The organism is Calothrix sp. PCC 7507, assembly GCF_000316575.1.
Lineage (GTDB): Bacteria > Cyanobacteriota > Cyanobacteriia > Cyanobacteriales > Nostocaceae > Fortiea.
In genome coordinates, this window is sequence record NC_019682.1 from 5,594,496 (window position 1) to 5,611,921 (window position 17,426).

Annotated in this window: 18 protein-coding genes; 10 read left to right on the plus strand and 8 right to left on the minus strand. The window is 42.4% G+C overall.

The window, feature by feature from the left end; all coding sequences use genetic code 11:
• The first annotated feature begins 107 nt into the window (after positions 1–107).
• Positions 108–485 carry a response regulator transcription factor gene (locus CAL7507_RS24005; RefSeq protein WP_042341529.1) on the plus strand — a complete coding sequence of 126 codons (378 nt, stop codon included), beginning with the start codon at positions 108–110 and terminating at the stop codon, positions 483–485.
• Between the two features lie 65 nt (positions 486–550).
• Here the strand turns inward: CAL7507_RS24005 and CAL7507_RS24010 are convergent, their stop codons facing one another.
• Positions 551–1,300, minus strand: a complete 750-nt coding sequence (locus CAL7507_RS24010; RefSeq protein ID WP_015131083.1) for a Uma2 family endonuclease — start codon at positions 1,298–1,300, stop codon at positions 551–553.
• Between the two features lie 237 nt (positions 1,301–1,537).
• Between CAL7507_RS24010 and CAL7507_RS24015 the strand changes: the two genes are divergently transcribed.
• Complete coding sequence (locus tag CAL7507_RS24015; RefSeq protein WP_015131084.1) at positions 1,538–2,749, plus strand: ATP phosphoribosyltransferase regulatory subunit; 1,212 nt, start codon at positions 1,538–1,540, stop codon at positions 2,747–2,749.
• 201 nt (positions 2,750–2,950) lie between these two features.
• Here CAL7507_RS24015 and CAL7507_RS24020 read toward each other — a convergent pair whose 3' ends face one another.
• Positions 2,951–3,634 (minus strand): PAS domain-containing protein, encoded by a 684-nt coding sequence (locus CAL7507_RS24020; protein ID WP_015131085.1) that lies wholly within the window; start codon positions 3,632–3,634, stop codon positions 2,951–2,953.
• Entirely contained in the window at positions 3,585–4,070 is a 486-nt protein-coding gene (locus CAL7507_RS24025; protein ID WP_042341530.1) for a ribbon-helix-helix domain-containing protein, read from the minus strand. Before CAL7507_RS24025 ends, CAL7507_RS24020 begins: the two co-directional genes overlap by 50 nt.
• A gap of 263 nt (positions 4,071–4,333) precedes the next feature.
• Between CAL7507_RS24025 and CAL7507_RS24030 the strand changes: the two genes are divergently transcribed.
• Both CAL7507_RS24030 and CAL7507_RS24035 read left to right on the plus strand, forming a co-directional pair.
• Complete coding sequence (locus CAL7507_RS24030) at positions 4,334–5,116, plus strand: FkbM family methyltransferase (protein WP_015131087.1); 783 nt, start codon at positions 4,334–4,336, stop codon at positions 5,114–5,116.
• 303 nt (positions 5,117–5,419) lie between these two features.
• Complete coding sequence (locus CAL7507_RS24035) at positions 5,420–5,674, plus strand: hypothetical protein (protein WP_015131088.1); 255 nt, start codon at positions 5,420–5,422, stop codon at positions 5,672–5,674.
• A 196-nt stretch (positions 5,675–5,870) separates the two neighbouring features.
• Here the strand turns inward: CAL7507_RS24035 and CAL7507_RS24040 are convergent, their stop codons facing one another.
• Together CAL7507_RS24040 and CAL7507_RS24045 are read right to left on the minus strand one after the other, a co-directional pair.
• Positions 5,871–6,785: an ABC transporter ATP-binding protein gene (locus CAL7507_RS24040; protein WP_015131089.1), complete on the minus strand. Its 915-nt coding sequence runs from the start codon at positions 6,783–6,785 to the stop codon at positions 5,871–5,873.
• Positions 6,786–6,838: 53 nt separating this feature from the next.
• Positions 6,839–7,612 carry an ABC transporter permease gene (locus tag CAL7507_RS24045; protein ID WP_015131090.1) on the minus strand — a complete coding sequence of 258 codons (774 nt, stop codon included), beginning with the start codon at positions 7,610–7,612 and terminating at the stop codon, positions 6,839–6,841.
• A gap of 181 nt (positions 7,613–7,793) precedes the next feature.
• Between CAL7507_RS24045 and CAL7507_RS24050 the strand changes: the two genes are divergently transcribed.
• The 3 genes from CAL7507_RS24050 to CAL7507_RS24060 all read left to right on the plus strand — a co-directional run bounded on the left by CAL7507_RS24050 (position 7,794) and on the right by CAL7507_RS24060 (position 9,943).
• Complete coding sequence (locus tag CAL7507_RS24050) at positions 7,794–8,420, plus strand: type I restriction endonuclease (protein ID WP_015131091.1); 627 nt, start codon at positions 7,794–7,796, stop codon at positions 8,418–8,420.
• 2 nt (positions 8,421–8,422) lie between these two features.
• On the plus strand, positions 8,423–9,589 hold the full coding sequence (locus tag CAL7507_RS24055; protein ID WP_015131092.1) for an IscS subfamily cysteine desulfurase: 1,167 nt from the start codon (positions 8,423–8,425) through the stop codon (positions 9,587–9,589).
• A 75-nt stretch (positions 9,590–9,664) separates the two neighbouring features.
• A complete protein-coding gene (locus CAL7507_RS24060; RefSeq protein ID WP_042341533.1) occupies positions 9,665–9,943 on the plus strand; it encodes a hypothetical protein in 279 nt (92 codons plus the stop codon).
• A gap of 39 nt (positions 9,944–9,982) precedes the next feature.
• Here the strand turns inward: CAL7507_RS24060 and CAL7507_RS24065 are convergent, their stop codons facing one another.
• From CAL7507_RS24065 to lepA, 3 genes are all read right to left on the minus strand, one after another.
• Positions 9,983–11,020, minus strand: coding sequence for a cyanophycinase (locus CAL7507_RS24065; protein ID WP_015131093.1), 1,038 nt, complete (start codon positions 11,018–11,020; stop codon positions 9,983–9,985).
• A gap of 147 nt (positions 11,021–11,167) precedes the next feature.
• On the minus strand, positions 11,168–12,358 hold the full coding sequence (locus tag CAL7507_RS24070) for a glycosyltransferase family 4 protein (protein WP_015131094.1): 1,191 nt from the start codon (positions 12,356–12,358) through the stop codon (positions 11,168–11,170).
• Positions 12,359–12,900: 542 nt separating this feature from the next.
• Entirely contained in the window at positions 12,901–14,712 is a 1,812-nt protein-coding gene (gene lepA / locus CAL7507_RS24075) for a translation elongation factor 4 (RefSeq protein WP_015131095.1), read from the minus strand.
• Between the two features lie 50 nt (positions 14,713–14,762).
• Between lepA and CAL7507_RS24080 the strand changes: the two genes are divergently transcribed.
• The 3 genes from CAL7507_RS24080 (at position 14,763) to CAL7507_RS24090 (ending at position 17,401) form a co-directional block, all read left to right on the plus strand.
• Positions 14,763–15,017: a hypothetical protein gene (locus CAL7507_RS24080; protein ID WP_015131096.1), complete on the plus strand. Its 255-nt coding sequence runs from the start codon at positions 14,763–14,765 to the stop codon at positions 15,015–15,017.
• Positions 15,018–15,233: 216 nt separating this feature from the next.
• A complete protein-coding gene (locus CAL7507_RS24085; protein WP_015131097.1) occupies positions 15,234–15,470 on the plus strand; it encodes a hypothetical protein in 237 nt (78 codons plus the stop codon).
• Positions 15,471–15,643: 173 nt separating this feature from the next.
• Positions 15,644–17,401 carry an ATP-binding protein gene (locus CAL7507_RS24090; protein WP_015131098.1) on the plus strand — a complete coding sequence of 586 codons (1,758 nt, stop codon included), beginning with the start codon at positions 15,644–15,646 and terminating at the stop codon, positions 17,399–17,401.
• Positions 17,402–17,426: the final 25 nt, after the last annotated feature.

Below are 17,426 nucleotides of genomic sequence, written 5' to 3' on the forward strand. Positions count from 1 at the left end.
ACTAATGACTAATGACTAATGACTAATGACTAATGACTAATGACTAATGACTAATGACTAATGACTAATGACTAATGACTAATGCCCAATGACTAATGACAAATCCTATGAGCCAAAAAATTCTGATTGTCGATGATGAACCGAATATCTTGATTTTGATGGAACAAGCCCTAGAAGCATTAGAAGATGAAGGGGTTGAACTTCTAACTGCGAGAAATGGCGAAGAAGCTCTCGAAACCATTAAAACTGAAAAACCAAACTTGGTTTTTCTTGATGTGATGATGCCTAAAATGAATGGTCTGAAAGTCTGCCAGATTGTGAAACATGAGTTGCAAATGACTGACATCTACATCATCATCTTGACAGCTAAGGGACAGGAATTTGATAAACAAAAAGGAATGGAGGTTGGTGCAGACTTATATCTGACTAAACCATTTCGCCCTAAAGAAGTACTGGAAAAATCAATGGAGGTGTTAGGTTTTTGAGACTTGTAACCAGACTAAACACTAAGACGCAGCTTTTGAGGGCGATCGCTTTTTGTACGATCAACTTAGAGATTCAGGGCGATCGCTTCTACTTCTTCTACACTCAATCCCAAAGCATCCCCTACTTGTTCTCGATTTAATCCCATACTCAATAGTCGCGGTACTGCTTGTTGCAGGCGCTGTTGTGCAGCTTGTGCTTGTTGTTGTGCAGCTTGCGCTTGCTGTTGTGCAGCTTGCGCTTGTGCCATTAACTCACCAAATGTCACAAAAGGTTGACCATCTGGGTAGAAAAGTTGCCAGTGTTCACCGGAGACATCAAAAGTAATTTGCAGCCGTGGACTTACCCACGTTTGACCAAAATCCACCCAATCTAAGCCGTACTCACCGCGTAACCAAACTCGTAGTTGATTATTTGCTGAGTCGTATATATAGTATTCTTCCACACCATGACGTTCGTAGAATAGCAACTTGCGATCCATTTCCGCTATTGTGTTGGCTGGTGAGATGATTTCAAACACCACATGCGGCGGCTGGTTTCCTTCTTCCCACTGCTTATAAGAAGAGCGACGGCCTTTAGGGCGACTGAGGGCAACCATGACATCAGGTGCGTATTTTATTTTATTATTGCCTTGGATAGGATACCAGAATAAATCGCCAGCGATAAAAACATTGGGATCGTCAGCAAACAGAATATCTAAATTGCCCTTGACCAGAACGATCATTTCAAAGTGTTCTGTATTATTCGCCATCGGCTGATCATCAGATTCAGGATAAAAAATCTCCGAAGGTGCAGAAGATTCAATTTGGGAAACCATCGCTGTTACCTCCATCAACAGTTATCAGTGAACAGTTATCAGTTTCATCTGTTGGGTAACGATTCTCCATCTTATGTCTTTAAGACTGTTCACTGACTTTAAGTATATTCATTTTAGGCGATCGCTCTAGCAGAAATGTCTCCGTTGCCGAGATACAATGTATTCCATTGCTGAGACTCCTGTTTTTGGAAGTTCTAATTTCAGTCTCAACTTTGACTGAACATTACGGAGGATTTAATGGTGTATCAACCAGCAGCGGGAGCTAGGGATTTATTGCCTTTAGATGTGGCTCAAAAACGCTGGATTGAAGATAGGTTACAGCAGGTGTTTCACCGCTGGGGATATCACAGGATTATCACCTCAACGCTGGAACGCATGGATACTCTCATGGCGGGTGAAGCAATTCAGCGTCAAACGGTAATTCAACTGCAAAATGCTGAAGATGAAGAATTAGGGCTGCGTCCAGAATTGACAGCCTCGATTGCTCGCACTGTTGTCACTCGCATGGCAGGGGTAACATATCCCCAACGGCTGTACTACAACGCCAATGTGTTTCGGCGCATTTGGGAAAACAGGCATAATCGCCAGCATGAGTTTTATCAGGCTGGGGTGGAGTTACTGGGTGTTGGTGGATTGCTGGCAAATGCGGAAGTGCTGTTATTGGTGGCGGATTGCTTGTCAGCGCTGTCATTGCAACGGTGGCATTTAATTTTAGGTGAGGCGGGAATCACCCGATCGCTTCTTGATGCTTTTCCTGTTCATTTACGCGATCAAATCCGTAGTGCGATCGCTAATCTCGACCGCGTGACTATAGATACTTTACCTCTAAGTGACGAATTACGCGATCGTGCCCGCATTATGCTGGATCTACGGGGTAATAGTTCTGATGTCTTACAAAAAGTCAATAGCTTGAATCTCAATCAAGCACAACAAGAGGCAGTTAATAACCTCACCTCCCTAGTGCAGTTATTAGAATCAGGGGGAAATTTCCCTTTAATCCTTGACCTCAGCCTGATTCAAACCATAGATTACTATACAGGAATTGTCTTTGAAGTCGTCAGTGATAGCCCAGGACAAGCCCAAATTTTAGGTCGTGGTGGTCGCTACGACAAACTTTTAGGGTTATATCATCCCCAAGGCGAAGACATCCCCGGCATTGGCTTTGCACTCAATATCGAAGATTTATACCAAGTTATCTTATCTACTCAGCAATTACCACAAAATCCGCCAGCTAGCGATTGGTTGGTAGTCCCAGAAACGCCCAAAGCTGATGCTGCCGCCTTCGCCTACGCGCAAAAACTGCGCGATTCCACTGACTTAGTGCGGGTGGAAATGGATTTAGTTGCACGAGATCCCCAAGCTATCCGGCAATATGCACGCGATCGCCGCATCGCCCAAATTGCCTGGATCAAGCCCGATGGCTCACCAAAAATCGAGTCATTGTTTTAGGCAAGAGTCAAGAGTCAAAAGTCAAGGGTCAAGAGTCAAGGGTCAAGAATTATTCACTCTCCCAATCCCCAATCCCCAGTCCCCAATCCCCAGTCCCCAGTCCCCAATCCCCAATCCCCAATCCCCAATCCCCAGTCCCCAGTCCCCAAAAAGCAGCGCACCCTGACATGATTTGCGTCTGGAAGTGATTAAATTGTCCACCTAAGCGGCTGGAGCAAATGCTCCTGGCGGAATTGGCACAAGCTGAGGAGTTGATAAACAAGTTCCCTGTCTATACCAAATGCCTTCAACCTCGAAAGCCTCAAATTGAGTGGTGAGAACAGCCCAAGCTTGCTCATTGAGTCCCGCAGAGTAAGTCCAAGTGAATCGTCCTTGCCTCTGTAGCCGTTGTTCCAGTTGAGCCAAATCCTCTGGTAGCCAAAAGTGGTTCATCACCCTTTGAGTAGCCACCTCAGGCGGAGTCTGCAACATGTCAGCCATTGGCTGATTAACAATGATCTGCTTACGGTTGTCTTGTCTGACAATGCTCACTGGACGCTCATTGTCGGCGGCTGAAACCATGCGGTATAACAAATCCACGGGGATATGTAACTGGCTACAAAAAACCGCACCGCCACAACTCAAGATACTTTCAGCAGTTTCGGAAGGCTGCGGCGCTTCGGCAGATGACATCCACCCAAAAAACTCAATTGGGTGTTTGCAGCCTCTCCACCCTATCCGTACCTTACCTTTGATTTTTGACGCGGTCTCACTGAGAGCATCTCCGTAGCTTTGGGCCAGGTGAGTAGCATCTCGTTTTGTAGGGGCAAGGATAGAAATCCCCTCAAAGGAGATTTTATAGTTCCAGCCCGGTAGGTTCAGAGTTCTGAGAATGCTCACACTCATCTTCTTTTACACCTCCAGAATCTTTATATACTTTTACACCCATAAATTCGCTCAACACGGAAAATTTTAAAGTTTTTTGCCAAATATTTTTCCGCTGTTCTTCAGGAATGGCCAGAGCCGAGGTGATAATGGCGAAATCTCCTGGTGTAGGTAGTACTTCTCCCCTGGAAAGTGCATGTAAATTTTTGACTCCACAACTTTTAAGTTTTGTCATGTTAGTCCTGACGACATCCGCAATTGTTTCTGGAGGGGTTGTTTGAGGGGTTGAGGGGTGAGATCCGGTTCTTTTGCCTATCCACTCACGAATCATCTCTTCTAATGCGTCACTTTGGGAGACTCCTTCACGAGCGCAAATGCTTTTGAATTCCCGCGCCAAATCTACCGGAACATAGCCGCTCACCTGCTTAAAATCATCAGAGCGTCTTCTGTCAGTCATAATTTTGGAATCCTCATTAGTGTTTGTCTGTTCTCCATTTTCTCTCATGACATCTAAATATCAAGACATTTTTAACGTAAGTTAAAATGACATGATGGCACAAAAAAATGACAAAGAGTAATTTCCAGATATGGAGTAGTAAATATAAGTTCTTAACTTGATAAATTCTTTAATTTAGTGCAATTGTAGTTTAAGTACTTTTACATACTTAAAGAAGTATTGTAGGCTAATTGAGTTTTTGTACTGATGGAATTCTGAAACTCATGCAAGACTACTTTAAGCACCTTCTGATCCGTACACCGTTGCAGAAACCAGCAGAGACTCTCAGGTCTCTTGTACAAATTAGAGAACAAAAAAAGTATCCTGAACTACAAGAAATTTATCTAGAGCCATACAGAATTGAGCAGATGATGCGGCGTGTAATCAATCACTCATTTAACTGTTTTGATATAGGATGCCATTTAGGTGCGTTGCTCAACACAATGCTGCAGCTTGCTCCCCAAGGAAAACACATAGCTTTTGAGCCAACGCCACATAAAGCAAATTGGCTGAGACAAAAGTTTCCAGAAGTAGATATTAGAGAATTAGCACTGAGCGACAAACCTGGGGAGGTGGCATTTTATATCAATACTCGTGTCTCAGGTGTGAATGCGCTTTACGCAGAAAAAAAAGAGGAGAGTGAAAATACTGAGAAAATTATTGTTAAGTCTGAAAGACTAGACAATGTTCTCAATCCAGAGCAGCGTGTTGATTTTATTAAAATCGATGTTATTGGTGCGGAATTAGCAGTACTGCGTGGTGCTGAAGAGACATTATCTCGCTATCAGCCAATTGTTTTATTTGAGTCTGGCCGAGAAAAACTCGCTACCTTCAACTTTACTACTGCTGAAGTGTTTGAGTTTTTAACTCAGCAACATTCATACTCAATATTCCTACTTAAAGATTTTCTCAACAATGGGCAACCATTGAGCTTTGAACGATTTGATCAAGCTCATGAGTATCCGTTTCAAGCATTCAATTTTCTCGCTGTACCTAAGCAAGGCTAAGTGATAAGCCCTTTGGGCGAACAGAGTTTGAGATGCGATGCGCGCCACACTGCAATACCTGCAATTCTTAAAATGAGGGCAAATCAGGCCGCGAGTTAACAATTCATAACTCTCTTGAGCGGGTGCATCCCAGTTTTTATGGGGCTAAAAAGCGTGATATTCCATTTGACACTAAACATTTTGCTATAACAAGGGTTGATCAATCTCAGTTTTTATACGGATGAGCAGAGATCAGCTAAGTATATCTTGCATGAAGTGATATTAAAGACTTCAAGAAAATACTGTCCCTTACAAAGTAGTATTATGAAATACGTTTCTTGGAATACTCTCGCTAAAACCGCCTTGATTGGATTCTACAAGCACGGACGTGGTGCTGTATACTTTGCCAAGGATGGGGATGTGCATTATTGTTCCGAGTTTCGGATGCCTATAGAAGTTTTACTTTACGATCCTGTTACGGAGTTTGTAATGATAAAAGAGTGGTACAACGCTGATCGGCAAATCACTCATGTTGCTACTACTGTGATGCCTTTGGGTAGTAATGTTGTTTTGCTATGAGCTGTGTTGTTCGGAAATAGATGCAGTATTTTTATAAATCTGGCTTGTAGTTTAAGAAAAAGGTAAGTCATACAGCAGAATTCAGCAGTCAGGAATAAAATTTTATATGGGGTATTTCAATTTGCTGGGGCACACAACCACGATCGCAAATCTTGTTTTACTCCTAAATTCTGACTCCTGAATTCCGCTGTAGCTGCTAAGGTTCTTTTGCTTGATCTAATGCTTGCTGTGTGATTTGCAAATAAATGTGTTCCAATCTTACAGGTTGGCGGGCTATAGAATCAAGTGTTATTCCTGCAAACAGTGCAATAATTTCCTTTAATTCCATAGGCTTTGGCAACCAAAAAGCTAAATCATTACCATAATACCGATGTGTGTAACCATATTCTTGAGCTCTGGCGATCGCTTGTGCTTCTTCTCTTGTTTGTATCACAACAATTTCTTGGGCGGGAATCAATGTGCGTAATTCTGCTAAACTACCATCAGCCAAAATCTGACCATTTTTCAAAATACCAATTCTGTGGCAAAGACGCTCTGCTTCATCTAATAAATGAGTCGTCATTAAAACTGTAATTCCTTGATTTTTCAGTTGCCTAATTAACTCCCAAATTTCATATCTGGCTTCAATATCTAAACCTGTAGTTGGTTCATCTAGAATCACTAACTGCGGCTGATGTACTAAAGCCACTGCAATATTCAACCGTCGTTGCATCCCGCCGCTAAGAGTTTCTACCGGACTTTTGGCTCTATCTAATAAATTTACTGCTGCTAGAGTTTCTGTCACCTGTTTTTCTCGTGTTTTCTTGTCTAAACCATAGATATCAGCAAAAAATCTCAGATTTTCCTCACAAGATAGAGTTTTATAAAGCAAATTCTCTTGGGTGGCAATGCCTATTAATTTTTTTGTGGCTGACGAAATAGGTTGATTATTCAATCTAATCTCACCACTATCAGCGGTTAGTAAATTACAAATAATATTAATTGTGGTGGTTTTTCCGGCTCCATTTGCACCCAGCAAGCCATAAATTTCTCCCGAATTGATATACAAGCTCAAATTTTGTAGAACTTGTCTTTTACCGTAAGACTTATTTAACTGATGAATTTTTAGCATAGATTTAATTTTATTTTTTAATGCAGAAAATATATAACTGTTAACCTGGATGCTCACAGTCTTCTTTCTACTATCAACATCCGCTGATAAGATAACCATCCACCAATAACCATCATGACAGTAAACACAGCTAAAAACCCAAAGTGTGATGCAATATTGCCAATTTCATCACCCTTAGCGGAAACTCCTACAAGAGCTTCATTCATGTGATAGATTGGGTTATATTTGGCAATATTAATCAGTGTTTTAGGGAATAGTGAAGCGGGTAAGAATGCTCCGCCGAGAATTAATAAAGGTACGCCAAAAGCGGCGACTAGAGAATTAACATCTTCAATGCGACGAGCTAATTGTGTACCCAAAATAAAGCCTAAGCCAACATAAGCAATGATACTCATAAGAATAATTGTGAGTCCTAAGAAAATAGAACCTTTAAAACTAGCACCCCAAAAAGCGGCGATCGCATAAACTAATAGTGTCTGACCAATGCCAATGCAACTATGAGCTAGAAAAATGCCCAAAAAATAGGATATCCCACTTAAAGGGGAAATAAAAAGGCGTTTGAGGGTTTGCTGTTCTCTTTCTGCAACTACAGTGGCGACACTCCCACCTAAACAGCTAAAAAATAGAGCTGCGCCAACTAATGTTGAGGGCGCAGCATAGGCAAAAGCATCGGTGATTGGTAGTTTTGCCCGCTCTGCTAAAATAAATCCACTGAGAGTTAAAACTGAAATTGGGAAAATAGTCCAAAAAATTAGACTCCGGCGGCGACGTAACAGTTCAATTAAGATCCGTTGAGTTACAGCTATGGTTTCACGCCAATATTTCATTATGGGCTAGTTATAAGAATAAAATTTGACTTTTGAAAAAGTTTCAGGCTTCATAGGGTGGGCATTGCCCACTAAAGACTGGATATCGCAGGCATTGCCCATCCTACATAATATTAAAAAATAAAATATTAGCCCTATAAAAATAGTATTAGAATAATTATACACACCTTTTGCATGAGCTATGGTTCAAGTAATCCAAGCGCAAAATGTCGGACTTGCTTATTTAGAAGAAAGATTTGGTCTGCAACAGACTGATAGTGCAGGTTTTTTTACAGAGTGGCTTGACGCTATACCAGAAATCACAGATTTAGAAAAGCAATATCTAGACAGAGTTAGAACTAATTTTCTTCGCTTAGTTAAGCGCCCACCAATATTAGAAAATGCGGTCAAAATGATCGTATTATCCCCGTTGTTAGATTTTGCGGGATTTTATAATGATCCATTTTTAGTTGCTACTGAAGAATCTATTGAAATTGCTTTGGAGGATAAAGGAGAAATTGTCAGAGGGCGAATTGATATTTTAGTGATTCAAGAACAACTCTGGTTGTTAGTGATTGAATCTAAAAGAGCTAGCTTTTCTCTTTTAGAAGCCATACCTCAAGCACTTGCTTACATGTTGGCTAATCCTCATCCAGAACAACCTGTGTTTGGATTAGTAACTAATGGTAGTCATTTTCTTTTCTTAAAGCTTAATAAGTCAAATGTACCTCAATATGCCCTATCTGATGAATTTACGCTTTTAAGGCGAGAAAATGAACTATATCAAGTTTTGAGAATTTTAAAAAACCTGAGTCAAGTTTTGAGTTAATTATGTCTAGTCGTCCTATTTATCTTGATAACCACGCTACTACCGCCGTAGATAAACGGGTATTAGCAGCAATGCTACCCTATTTCACAGAAAATTTTGGTAATCCAGCTAGTAATAGTCACGTTTATGGTTGGGAAGCAGAAGCGGCTATTAAACAGGCGCGAGAGATTTTAGCAACAGCAATTAACGCTACACCAGAAGAAATTGTTTTCACTAGTGGGGCGACGGAAGCTAATAATTTGGCTATTAAAGGTGTGGCGGAAGCTTATTTTCAAAAAGGTCAACATATTATTACTGCTGCAACTGAACATAAGGCTGTTTTAGACCCTTGTGAATATTTAAAAACACTCGGATTTGACATTACTATTCTCCCAGTTCAAAAAGACGGTTTAATTGATTTAACTGAGTTAGAAAAAGCTTTACGTCCCGATACGATTTTGGTATCGGTGATGGCTGCAAATAATGAAATAGGTGTATTGCAGCCATTAAAAGAAATTGGGGAAATCTGTAGACATCGCCAAATCCTATTCCACACAGATGCAGCCCAAGCTATTGGTAAAATTCCCTTAGATGTGCGATCGCAGAAAATAGACTTGATGTCCCTCACCGCACATAAAGTGTATGGGCCAAAAGGTATTGGGGCACTGTATGTCCGCAGGCGCAATCCCAGAGTGCAAATTGCTCCCCAGCAACATGGGGGTGGACATGAGCGGGGGATGCGTTCTGGCACATTATATACACCGCAAATTGTGGGTTTTGGTAAAGCTGTGGAAATTGCTTTGACAGAACAAGCGACAGAAAACCAACGTTTAACAAGTCTCAGAGAAAGATTGTGGTTACATCTCTCACATTTACAAGGGATTCAGATTAACGGACATCCTACACAGCGGCTAGCGGGGAATTTGAATATCAGTGTTGAGGGAGTAGATGGGGCGGCGCTGTTGCTAGGTTTACAGCCAGTGGCGGCGGTGTCTTCTGGTTCTGCTTGCACTTCCACCAACACTGCACCCTCCCATGTACTCACAGCCTTGGGACATTCAGAACAGCTAGCTTATGCTTCCGTGCGGTTTGGAATTGGACGGCTGAATACAGAAGAAGAGATTGATATTGTAGCGAAACATGCGATCGCTACTATTCAAAGTTTACGCAAGCAAGCAACCCTGGTGTAGAAGAGATGGGGGTGATGAGGGTGATGAGGGAACAGTTGAGAGTTAGAACTTGGAACTTCACCCTCAGAACTCGAAGTGTCAGCCTTTGAACTTGGAACTTCACCCTCAGAACTCGAAGCGTCAGCCTTTGAACTCGAAGCGTCAGCCTTTGAACTTGGAACTTCACCCTCAGAACTTGGAACTTCACCCTCAGAACTCGAAGCGTCAGCCTTTGAACATAAAGCGTCAGCCTTTGAACTCGAAGCGTCAGCCTTTGAACTCGGAACTTCAAGCTTAAAAGTCCAAGTTTCTATTTTCGCAACTCAAACTTCCCCCTCATCAGTTATCAGTTATCAAATTTACTGTTCACTGTAGCCTGCGGCAAGCCGCTACGCGTCTACACTGTTCACTGATTTAATAGGGATTGTAATCAATCCTTCCCCTTTTCACATTTCTGAGATAGTAGCCTGAGGTTGGTCTGTTTTTCAAGTTGAAAGTTTCACCACTACGAAGCTTCCAAATTTTGTAATTGGAAAAAGTCAAAGGAGTTCTACGTTCACAAACTTCCGGCATATGATCGCCGAGTATAAAGTACGCTGCACCCCTACCCATGACTTTCGCCAGACCATTTTTATCCACTACCACCGAAGTACTTTCACTCACTGCTATACCTAAAACACTTTTAGATACACCATCCTTAATCTGACGAGCAATAAATGTCATAATTCGACCCATTCTTTCTCGCCTATCGAAGTGGGTATCTACAATAGTTCCTTGCAAATTGTGCCATCGAAAAAAGTTGTAAGTAAAAGTAATGTCGCGGTAGGGATCTTCGAGTGCATCCCTGGTTTCAATACCTTTTTCGGAAGAAGCGCAAGCATCATAAACGTATTCACTGAGGATCATCGCACCTGCACTTGTGCCACCAATGCCACCACCTTTGGCGTAGACTGATTGCACAGCATTCTCCAGCTTAGTATCTTTCCAGTTACGAATGTATCGGCACTGGTCGCCACCTGCAAAGAAAATCACATCAGCATTTCTGACTTTCTCGACAATCTCCGCTTTGTTGGCATCTTGTCTATTGCTAATGAGAAGCGTTTCTACAGAACTCACGCCTTTCATCGCCTTAATTAACCGATTATATTCATAATCACCAGCGGCGCGGATAACGACAACATCTACTTTGGTGGCGCAGTTGGTACATCCTCTAACTTGATTGATCATCCATTGGATAGCGTCATCGACATCGGGGCCACCCCCACCGAAAGCAAGAGCAGGCCCTGCTAAAGCAGGAGCAATATAAGTAGTCTTTTCCTCATAGGCAGTCTTTTGCTCGAAGTAGGGTGTTGATTCTACTGTAAGATATGATCTGAGGTAGTCTCTGATATCTGACAACCTGTTTCTTACAGTCCTCCAGCACTTTGCAATCTTGGGGAATGCATCTGTCATACTAATTTTCTGGCGCAAACTGCAAATATTGCTTACTCTCTCACCAGAAGGGGTATGATTCCCAGCGTACAGGGATTGTACTGTATTTTTCACCCAAAATAACGCAGAGTGAACATTTTTCCTCTGCGCTATTGTAATTTATAGGTTTTAAAGCCACAAAACTTGCGATCGCTCTTTGACAACTCGTTGATAAACAGCCTCGGTTTGCCTAGCTAATTTCGTCCAGCAGAAGCGCTGTGCTAAATCTTCATAAGCATTATCCACTAACCATTGCCGATAACCTGGATTTTTCAGGACTTCTAAAATTCCCCAAGCGATGGAATCAGAATTATTTACCCAGGTAACAATGCCTGTCTTCGTATGTTGTACTACTTCGGGAAAACCGCCTGTGTTGGAAACTACCACTGGGACACGAGAAGCAAAGCTTTCTAAAGCCACAATCCCAAAGGGTTCATACAGACTAGGAAACACCGCACAGTCAGCCACAGTTTGGAATTTATCTAAATATTCATCAGAGAGAAAGCCGGTAAAATAGCACTTATCCCAAATGCCTAAATCCCAGGCTTGACGCTTGAGATGGTCAGTATTGCCACCACCAACGATGACAAATTTAACATTACCCCCCATTTCCCAAAGCACCTTGGGAGCCGCATTGAGTAATAACGGGACACCCTTCTCGTATGTCATCCGCCCGACATAATAAACGATTTTTTCGTCATCTTCGGCAAAGCGGCTGCGAAAATCCTGAGCATGAAAATCTTGGTGGTGCTGTTTCTTCTCTGGACGAATCCCGTTATAAATCACATCAATTTTGTCCCCAGGACTATTTAACGCGCGTTCTACTTCCCCACGCATATATTCGCTACACACGATCACGCGCCAAGCATCATAAACTAACAAGTCTTCTTTGTGATTAATATAGCGTTGTGTATCTGTATGAATACCGTTATAGCGCCCGTATTCCGTAGCGTGAATTGTCGCAATCAGTGGTATTTTAAAGTTATGCTTGAGAGCGATCGCCGCATCCCCAACCAACCAATCATGAGCATGGATTAAATCAAAGGGTCCCTCTTCCAAAATTAACTTCCCACCGTGATGACCCAGGCTCCCATTTAAATTTACCACCCAGTGGAAAAAGTCGTGACCAGCATTTACTGGTACCCGATGTATGTGGACTCCTTCCACCACTTCATACATCGATGCTTGACCAAACTCAGTTGTAATCAGGTGGACTTCATGACCCAGCTTAACCAGTTCCGGGTATAACTCAGCTACATGACGAGCAATTCCACCAACTATCCTTGGTGGGAATTCCCAACTCAGTACCAGTATCTTCATTTACTAGACTCTCCAATGCTTTATAAAAAGCTGCAAAACTATATTTATCTAAAGTTACAGGGATGCTGTTTGCAGTGAGTATATTTACTAAAATTGTGAGCTTTTTTAACAGTCTTTGGTTAAGGCTGGATTGGGGACTGGGGATTGGGGACTGGGGACTGGGGATTGGGGATTGGGGACTGGGGACTGGGGATTGGGGACTGGGGACTAGGGACTGGGGACTGGGAGAGAATAATTGATGACTCTTGACTCTTGACTCTTGACTCTTGACTTTTGCCTATTGCCTATTCTTGATGACCAACTGCCATTTTTTAGTACTGAATCATAACCCAAAATATTAACTGGTAAATGAGGCGATGGGAAGAATGTTTTCTCCCATCACCTCATCATTTTCCAGACAAAAATCAGGAAAAAGGTTCAAAAGAGCGAACTCTCATCACCCTCTCCCCCTGATATCCAAAAACTTTGTCTTACTCAACCCTACTCTGCGAACCTCAGCGCTTACCTCAGCGCCCCTCTGCGTTGAAAAACAATTAATAGAATTAGCTTTGATCCAGCTTTAATACAGCCATAAAAGCCTCTTGGGGTACATCCACCGTACCGACAGACTTCATCCGCTTTTTACCTTTGGCTTGCTTTTGCAAAAGTTTCTTCTTCCGGCTAATGTCACCACCGTAGCACTTAGCTAACACATCTTTTCGCAAAGCTGGGATATGTTCACTGGCGATGACTTTACTCCCGATAGAAGCTTGAATTGGTACCTTAAACTGATGGCGAGGAATTAGTTCCTTAAGCTTTTCAGCCATCGATCGCCCGACGTTATATGCTTTGTCACGATGGACAATCATCGCCAAAGAATCTACTGGATCGCCATTGATCATGATATCCAGCTTCACCAAAGGATTTTCGCGGTAGCCGATAATGTGATATTCCATGCTGGCATAACCACGCGATCGCGACTTCATTTGATCAAAAAAGTCGGTGACAACTTCCGCCAAGGGTAGCTCATACGTCAGTGTAGTCCGTCCTTGGGTGAGATATTTCATATCCTTGAAAACACCGCGTCGGTTTTGGGACAATTCCATCAAACTCCCAACGTATACTTCCGGCGTGATCATTTCTACTTGGACGTAGGGTTCTTCAATTTTTTCGCGATCGTTGGGAGCGGGTAAGCGGCTAGGATTATCAATGTAAAGCTCTTCGCCTTTAACAGTGATGACTTTATAAACTACCGAAGGCGCTGTGATAATTAAGTCTAGATTGTACTCCCGTTCCAAACGTTCCTGGACAATTTCCATGTGCAGCAAGCCCAAAAACCCACAACGGAAGCCAAACCCCATAGCGCTTGAGGTTTCCGGTTCGTAATGTAGCGCCGCGTCATTGAGTTCGAGTTTTTCTAAAGCTTCCCGCAAGTCTTCAAATTGATCAGCGTCGATGGGGAACATCCCGCAAAACACCATTGGGTTAGCCTCTGTGTAACCAGGTAAGGCTGACGTGGCTTTAGCGTTAGCCAGAGTAATGGTATCCCCCACCCGCGCATCAGCCACAGCTCTAATTGACGCTGCTAAATAGCCTACTTCCCCAGCATGTAATTCTTGCACTTGCTTCTGAGTGGGAGATAAAATGCCTAACTCGTCAATTTCGTATTCTTTCCCCGAAGCCATCAAATGGACGCGATCGCCTTTTTTGACATTCCCATCCATCACCCGGAAATAGACAATTACACCCCGGTAGCTGTCATAGTAACTATCAAAGATTAACGCCCGCAAACGTTCCTTGCTTGTATCAGCAGCTGGTGGTATCCGCTCCACAATCGCTTCTAAAATCTCAGGAACCCCAATTCCTTCTTTAGCAGAGGCGAGAATTGCACCACTGCAATCTAGTCCGATGATTTCTTCAATTTCGCCAATTACCCTGTCTGGATCTGCACCTGGCAAATCTATCTTATTTAACACTGGAATAATTTCCAAGTTATGCTCCAGCGCTAGATAGACATTTGCCAAGGTTTGTGCTTCCACACCTTGAGATGCATCTACTACTAATAACGCCCCTTCACAAGCAGCCAGAGAGCGCGACACTTCATAGGAGAAATCCACATGTCCAGGAGTATCAATTAAATTCAGCACATATTGCTGACCATCTTTGGCTGTGTAGTTCATCCGGGCAGCCTGCAGCTTAATTGTAATGCCGCGCTCCCGTTCCAAATCCATATTGTCGAGAAACTGTTCCTTCATCTGTCGGTTATCAACCGTACCAGTAGCTTGGAGTAAGCGATCGGCAAGGGTTGATTTCCCGTGGTCGATGTGGGCAATAATACAGAAATTGCGAATGCGAACTGCGGGAACGTCAGTCATATACTATCTTTGCTGAAGCAGCAACCAAGGTTAATAAAGCTATTTACTTCATGTATTTTAATGCTTTCTTCGCCAAGGACGCTGCAAATTGGGGCAAGAGTCAGGAGTCAACAGTCAACAGTCAACAGTTATTCCCCAATCCCCATTGGGGGTATCACCCCATCACCCTAACTTTATTTGGTCGAGTATACTTTCAAGAATCTATAAAAGTCTATATTTTGGCTGCTGGTATTGATCATCCAGAAGCGTACAATAAATGTATACAAGTGCATAGTGTAGAGATTGCAGGCAATTACCACCCATAATTGCTCGCAGTAGCTACTTTACTGACAAAACTTCTAGAGCTATTGTCTAGTAAGTTCTATAATAATTACCACTTACGACCGTAAGCTGTTACTTTGGTGGTATTTCGGGTAACTATGTAACCATAATTTTTCACATTTGTCAGTGAACTAACCCGAAATCATAATAGGGCTGCGTTATAAAGCTTTTGACAAAACAAATTCTGAGCATATAAACCTATGAATATGAAAGAGAAATCTACCGATGCGGAACAGAGAAACGCCGAGAAGGTAGAAATTGCCGTCCGCTTAGATTCTGAGTTAGTGGAGCAGATTCAGCATTTAACCAATGATCCAAGTAAAGTCATTGAAGTAGCAATTCGTCAATGGTTACGGGGTGAAATTACCCGAGATGATGAACTAACACGCAATCCTGTACGTACACCTGTTCCACCGAGAGGAGAATGGAATGATTGATGTAGTAAACAAATTGTAAAGTCAAAATAAAAAACGTGTAAAATCTATCAATCTGGTTTCCAGAGCGGGAAAAACACCAATCAAGCAGGCCAAAGCTGTAATAATTTATGCCAAACTTTAAGCAGCTTTAACAACTTAGTTGTCGGCTGCTATTTTTTTATATAACTCAATTAATGACTATTACTGCCAATTCCCAATTGCCTAACTTATTCTCTCAAAATTTGGAATCTGTTACCGGTCAGACTGGTGTACCCGTACCAACTCTAGGAGCCGAGTTGGTATACACACAAGATGGAGCAGGACGTTATATAACCTTTTACTGGCAGCAAAGTGAATTGCTAGGATTAAACCAGGTGCAGATAGTTAACGAACTAAATGAGCAGGAAGCCTTTGTACCGGTAGACAAGGAAGCTTATTTAGAAAAGTTACATCGGGTTTTGACAAGTTTGATACCTGAAAAATTGCAGTGCTGGTTTAGTCATCATCAGCAGTTGTTTGAGTTAGAGTTGGTAATCAGTCCGGTGATGCCGAAATTGGGTAAAGCTGCTACTACAGTTTTAGTGATGGGACGCTTACTACAAACTAAAGTCAACAAAAAAGAACTCGATGTAGTATTAAAAACACCCACACAGATAGAGTTGACTTTACGTTCACAGCAACACCAAAAAATAGTCACCCGAATTACCAGAAATATCCGGCGGACATTAGACCTAGATATCATTTGGCAACAAACCGTTGATAGTTTGGGAAAAGCTTTACGATTAGAGCGCTGTATTATCTGTCCTTATCAGCCTTCTAGCTCGAAAGTGCAAGTCATAGCAGAGTATCACCAGTCAGATCGGAAATCGATGCGTGGTGTAGAAATAGATGTAACTTCTGAACCTGCTTTTGCTCAAGCACTAACAACCCTAGAACCGATTGTTATGGAAGTATCTGGGTATAATTTGTGTCCAGAACAAAAAATTTTAGTGGTTGCTACATGCTATCAAGACCAAGCAAATGGATTGATTGCGCTGAGTCTCCGGGATGAGTGCTATCCACTGACAGAATCGGAAATCGAACTAGCTAAAGAGATGGCAGATCAGTTGGGAACAGCGATCGCTCATGCTACTTTATATAAAGAATTAGAAGAAGCCCGTCAAAAAGCTGAAGCAGCCTCACGTCTTAAAAGCGAATTTCTCGCCAATGTTTCCCACGAAATCCGTACCCCACTCAACGGGATGATCGGATTCCTCAAGCTGATTTTAGAGGGAATGGCAGACGATCCTGAAGAACAAAATCAGTTTCTCTCAGAAGCGCACCATTTATCAATACACCTGCTAAATATCATCAACGACATTTTGGACATTGCCAAAATCGAAGCGGGGAAAATGGAGCTAGATTGTGCGCCAGTTAAACTGGATGAACTATTTAGTGATGTAGATAACTTCATGCGTCCCCAAGCGCAGATACGAAGCCTCAGCTTTCGGATGCAAAGGCCTGCTACTTCTGATGAAATCATCGTCCAAGGTAACTACCAGAGGTTACTACAAGTGATGCTCAACTTGGTGAACAATGCTATCAAATTCACCCAGGAAGGTGGTGTCACCATCAGCGCCGATATAGTTCTCAAAAAGGCAAAATTTCAAGAACAGCCATTCCCTGGAATGGTGAGAGTGCGCGTAGCAGACACTGGTATTGGTGTTTCTCTAGATAAGCAAGATAAATTATTTCAATTATTTTCTCAAGTGGATGGCTCCCGCACTCGCCAATATGGCGGTACTGGTTTGGGACTGGCGATATCCCAGAAGTTAGTAGAGGCTATGGGTGGTGAAGTGCATTTCTACAGTCTCGGCGAAGGGCTGGGTTCAACTGTGACGTTTACAGTACCCTTGTATCAACAACCTGTGATAGTTTCATCTGGTGATGACGACTCAGATTGTATATGTTAGAGGCATTTTACTCGCCATGTTTCGC

Coding starts and splice junctions, on each gene's coding strand:
- CAL7507_RS24050 (WP_015131091.1), top strand. CDS start 7,794: ATGGTTCAAGTAATCCAAGCGCAAAATGTCGGACTTGCTTATTTAGAA.
- CAL7507_RS24040 (WP_015131089.1), bottom strand. CDS start 6,785: ATGCTAAAAATTCATCAGTTAAATAAGTCTTACGGTAAAAGACAAGTT.
- CAL7507_RS24065 (WP_015131093.1), bottom strand. CDS start 11,020: ATGACAGATGCATTCCCCAAGATTGCAAAGTGCTGGAGGACTGTAAGA.
- CAL7507_RS24080 (WP_015131096.1), top strand. CDS start 14,763: ATGTATTTTAATGCTTTCTTCGCCAAGGACGCTGCAAATTGGGGCAAG.
- CAL7507_RS24025 (WP_042341530.1), bottom strand. CDS start 4,070: ATGACTGACAGAAGACGCTCTGATGATTTTAAGCAGGTGAGCGGCTAT.
- CAL7507_RS24020 (WP_015131085.1), bottom strand. CDS start 3,634: ATGAGTGTGAGCATTCTCAGAACTCTGAACCTACCGGGCTGGAACTAT.
- CAL7507_RS24070 (WP_015131094.1), bottom strand. CDS start 12,358: ATGAAGATACTGGTACTGAGTTGGGAATTCCCACCAAGGATAGTTGGT.
- CAL7507_RS24045 (WP_015131090.1), bottom strand. CDS start 7,612: ATGAAATATTGGCGTGAAACCATAGCTGTAACTCAACGGATCTTAATT.
- lepA (WP_015131095.1), bottom strand. CDS start 14,712: ATGACTGACGTTCCCGCAGTTCGCATTCGCAATTTCTGTATTATTGCC.
- CAL7507_RS24055 (WP_015131092.1), top strand. CDS start 8,423: ATGTCTAGTCGTCCTATTTATCTTGATAACCACGCTACTACCGCCGTA.
- CAL7507_RS24035 (WP_015131088.1), top strand. CDS start 5,420: ATGAAATACGTTTCTTGGAATACTCTCGCTAAAACCGCCTTGATTGGA.
- CAL7507_RS24090 (WP_015131098.1), top strand. CDS start 15,644: ATGACTATTACTGCCAATTCCCAATTGCCTAACTTATTCTCTCAAAAT.
- CAL7507_RS24030 (WP_015131087.1), top strand. CDS start 4,334: ATGCAAGACTACTTTAAGCACCTTCTGATCCGTACACCGTTGCAGAAA.
- CAL7507_RS24010 (WP_015131083.1), bottom strand. CDS start 1,300: ATGGTTTCCCAAATTGAATCTTCTGCACCTTCGGAGATTTTTTATCCT.
- CAL7507_RS24015 (WP_015131084.1), top strand. CDS start 1,538: ATGGTGTATCAACCAGCAGCGGGAGCTAGGGATTTATTGCCTTTAGAT.
- CAL7507_RS24005 (WP_042341529.1), top strand. CDS start 108: ATGAGCCAAAAAATTCTGATTGTCGATGATGAACCGAATATCTTGATT.
- CAL7507_RS24085 (WP_015131097.1), top strand. CDS start 15,234: ATGAATATGAAAGAGAAATCTACCGATGCGGAACAGAGAAACGCCGAG.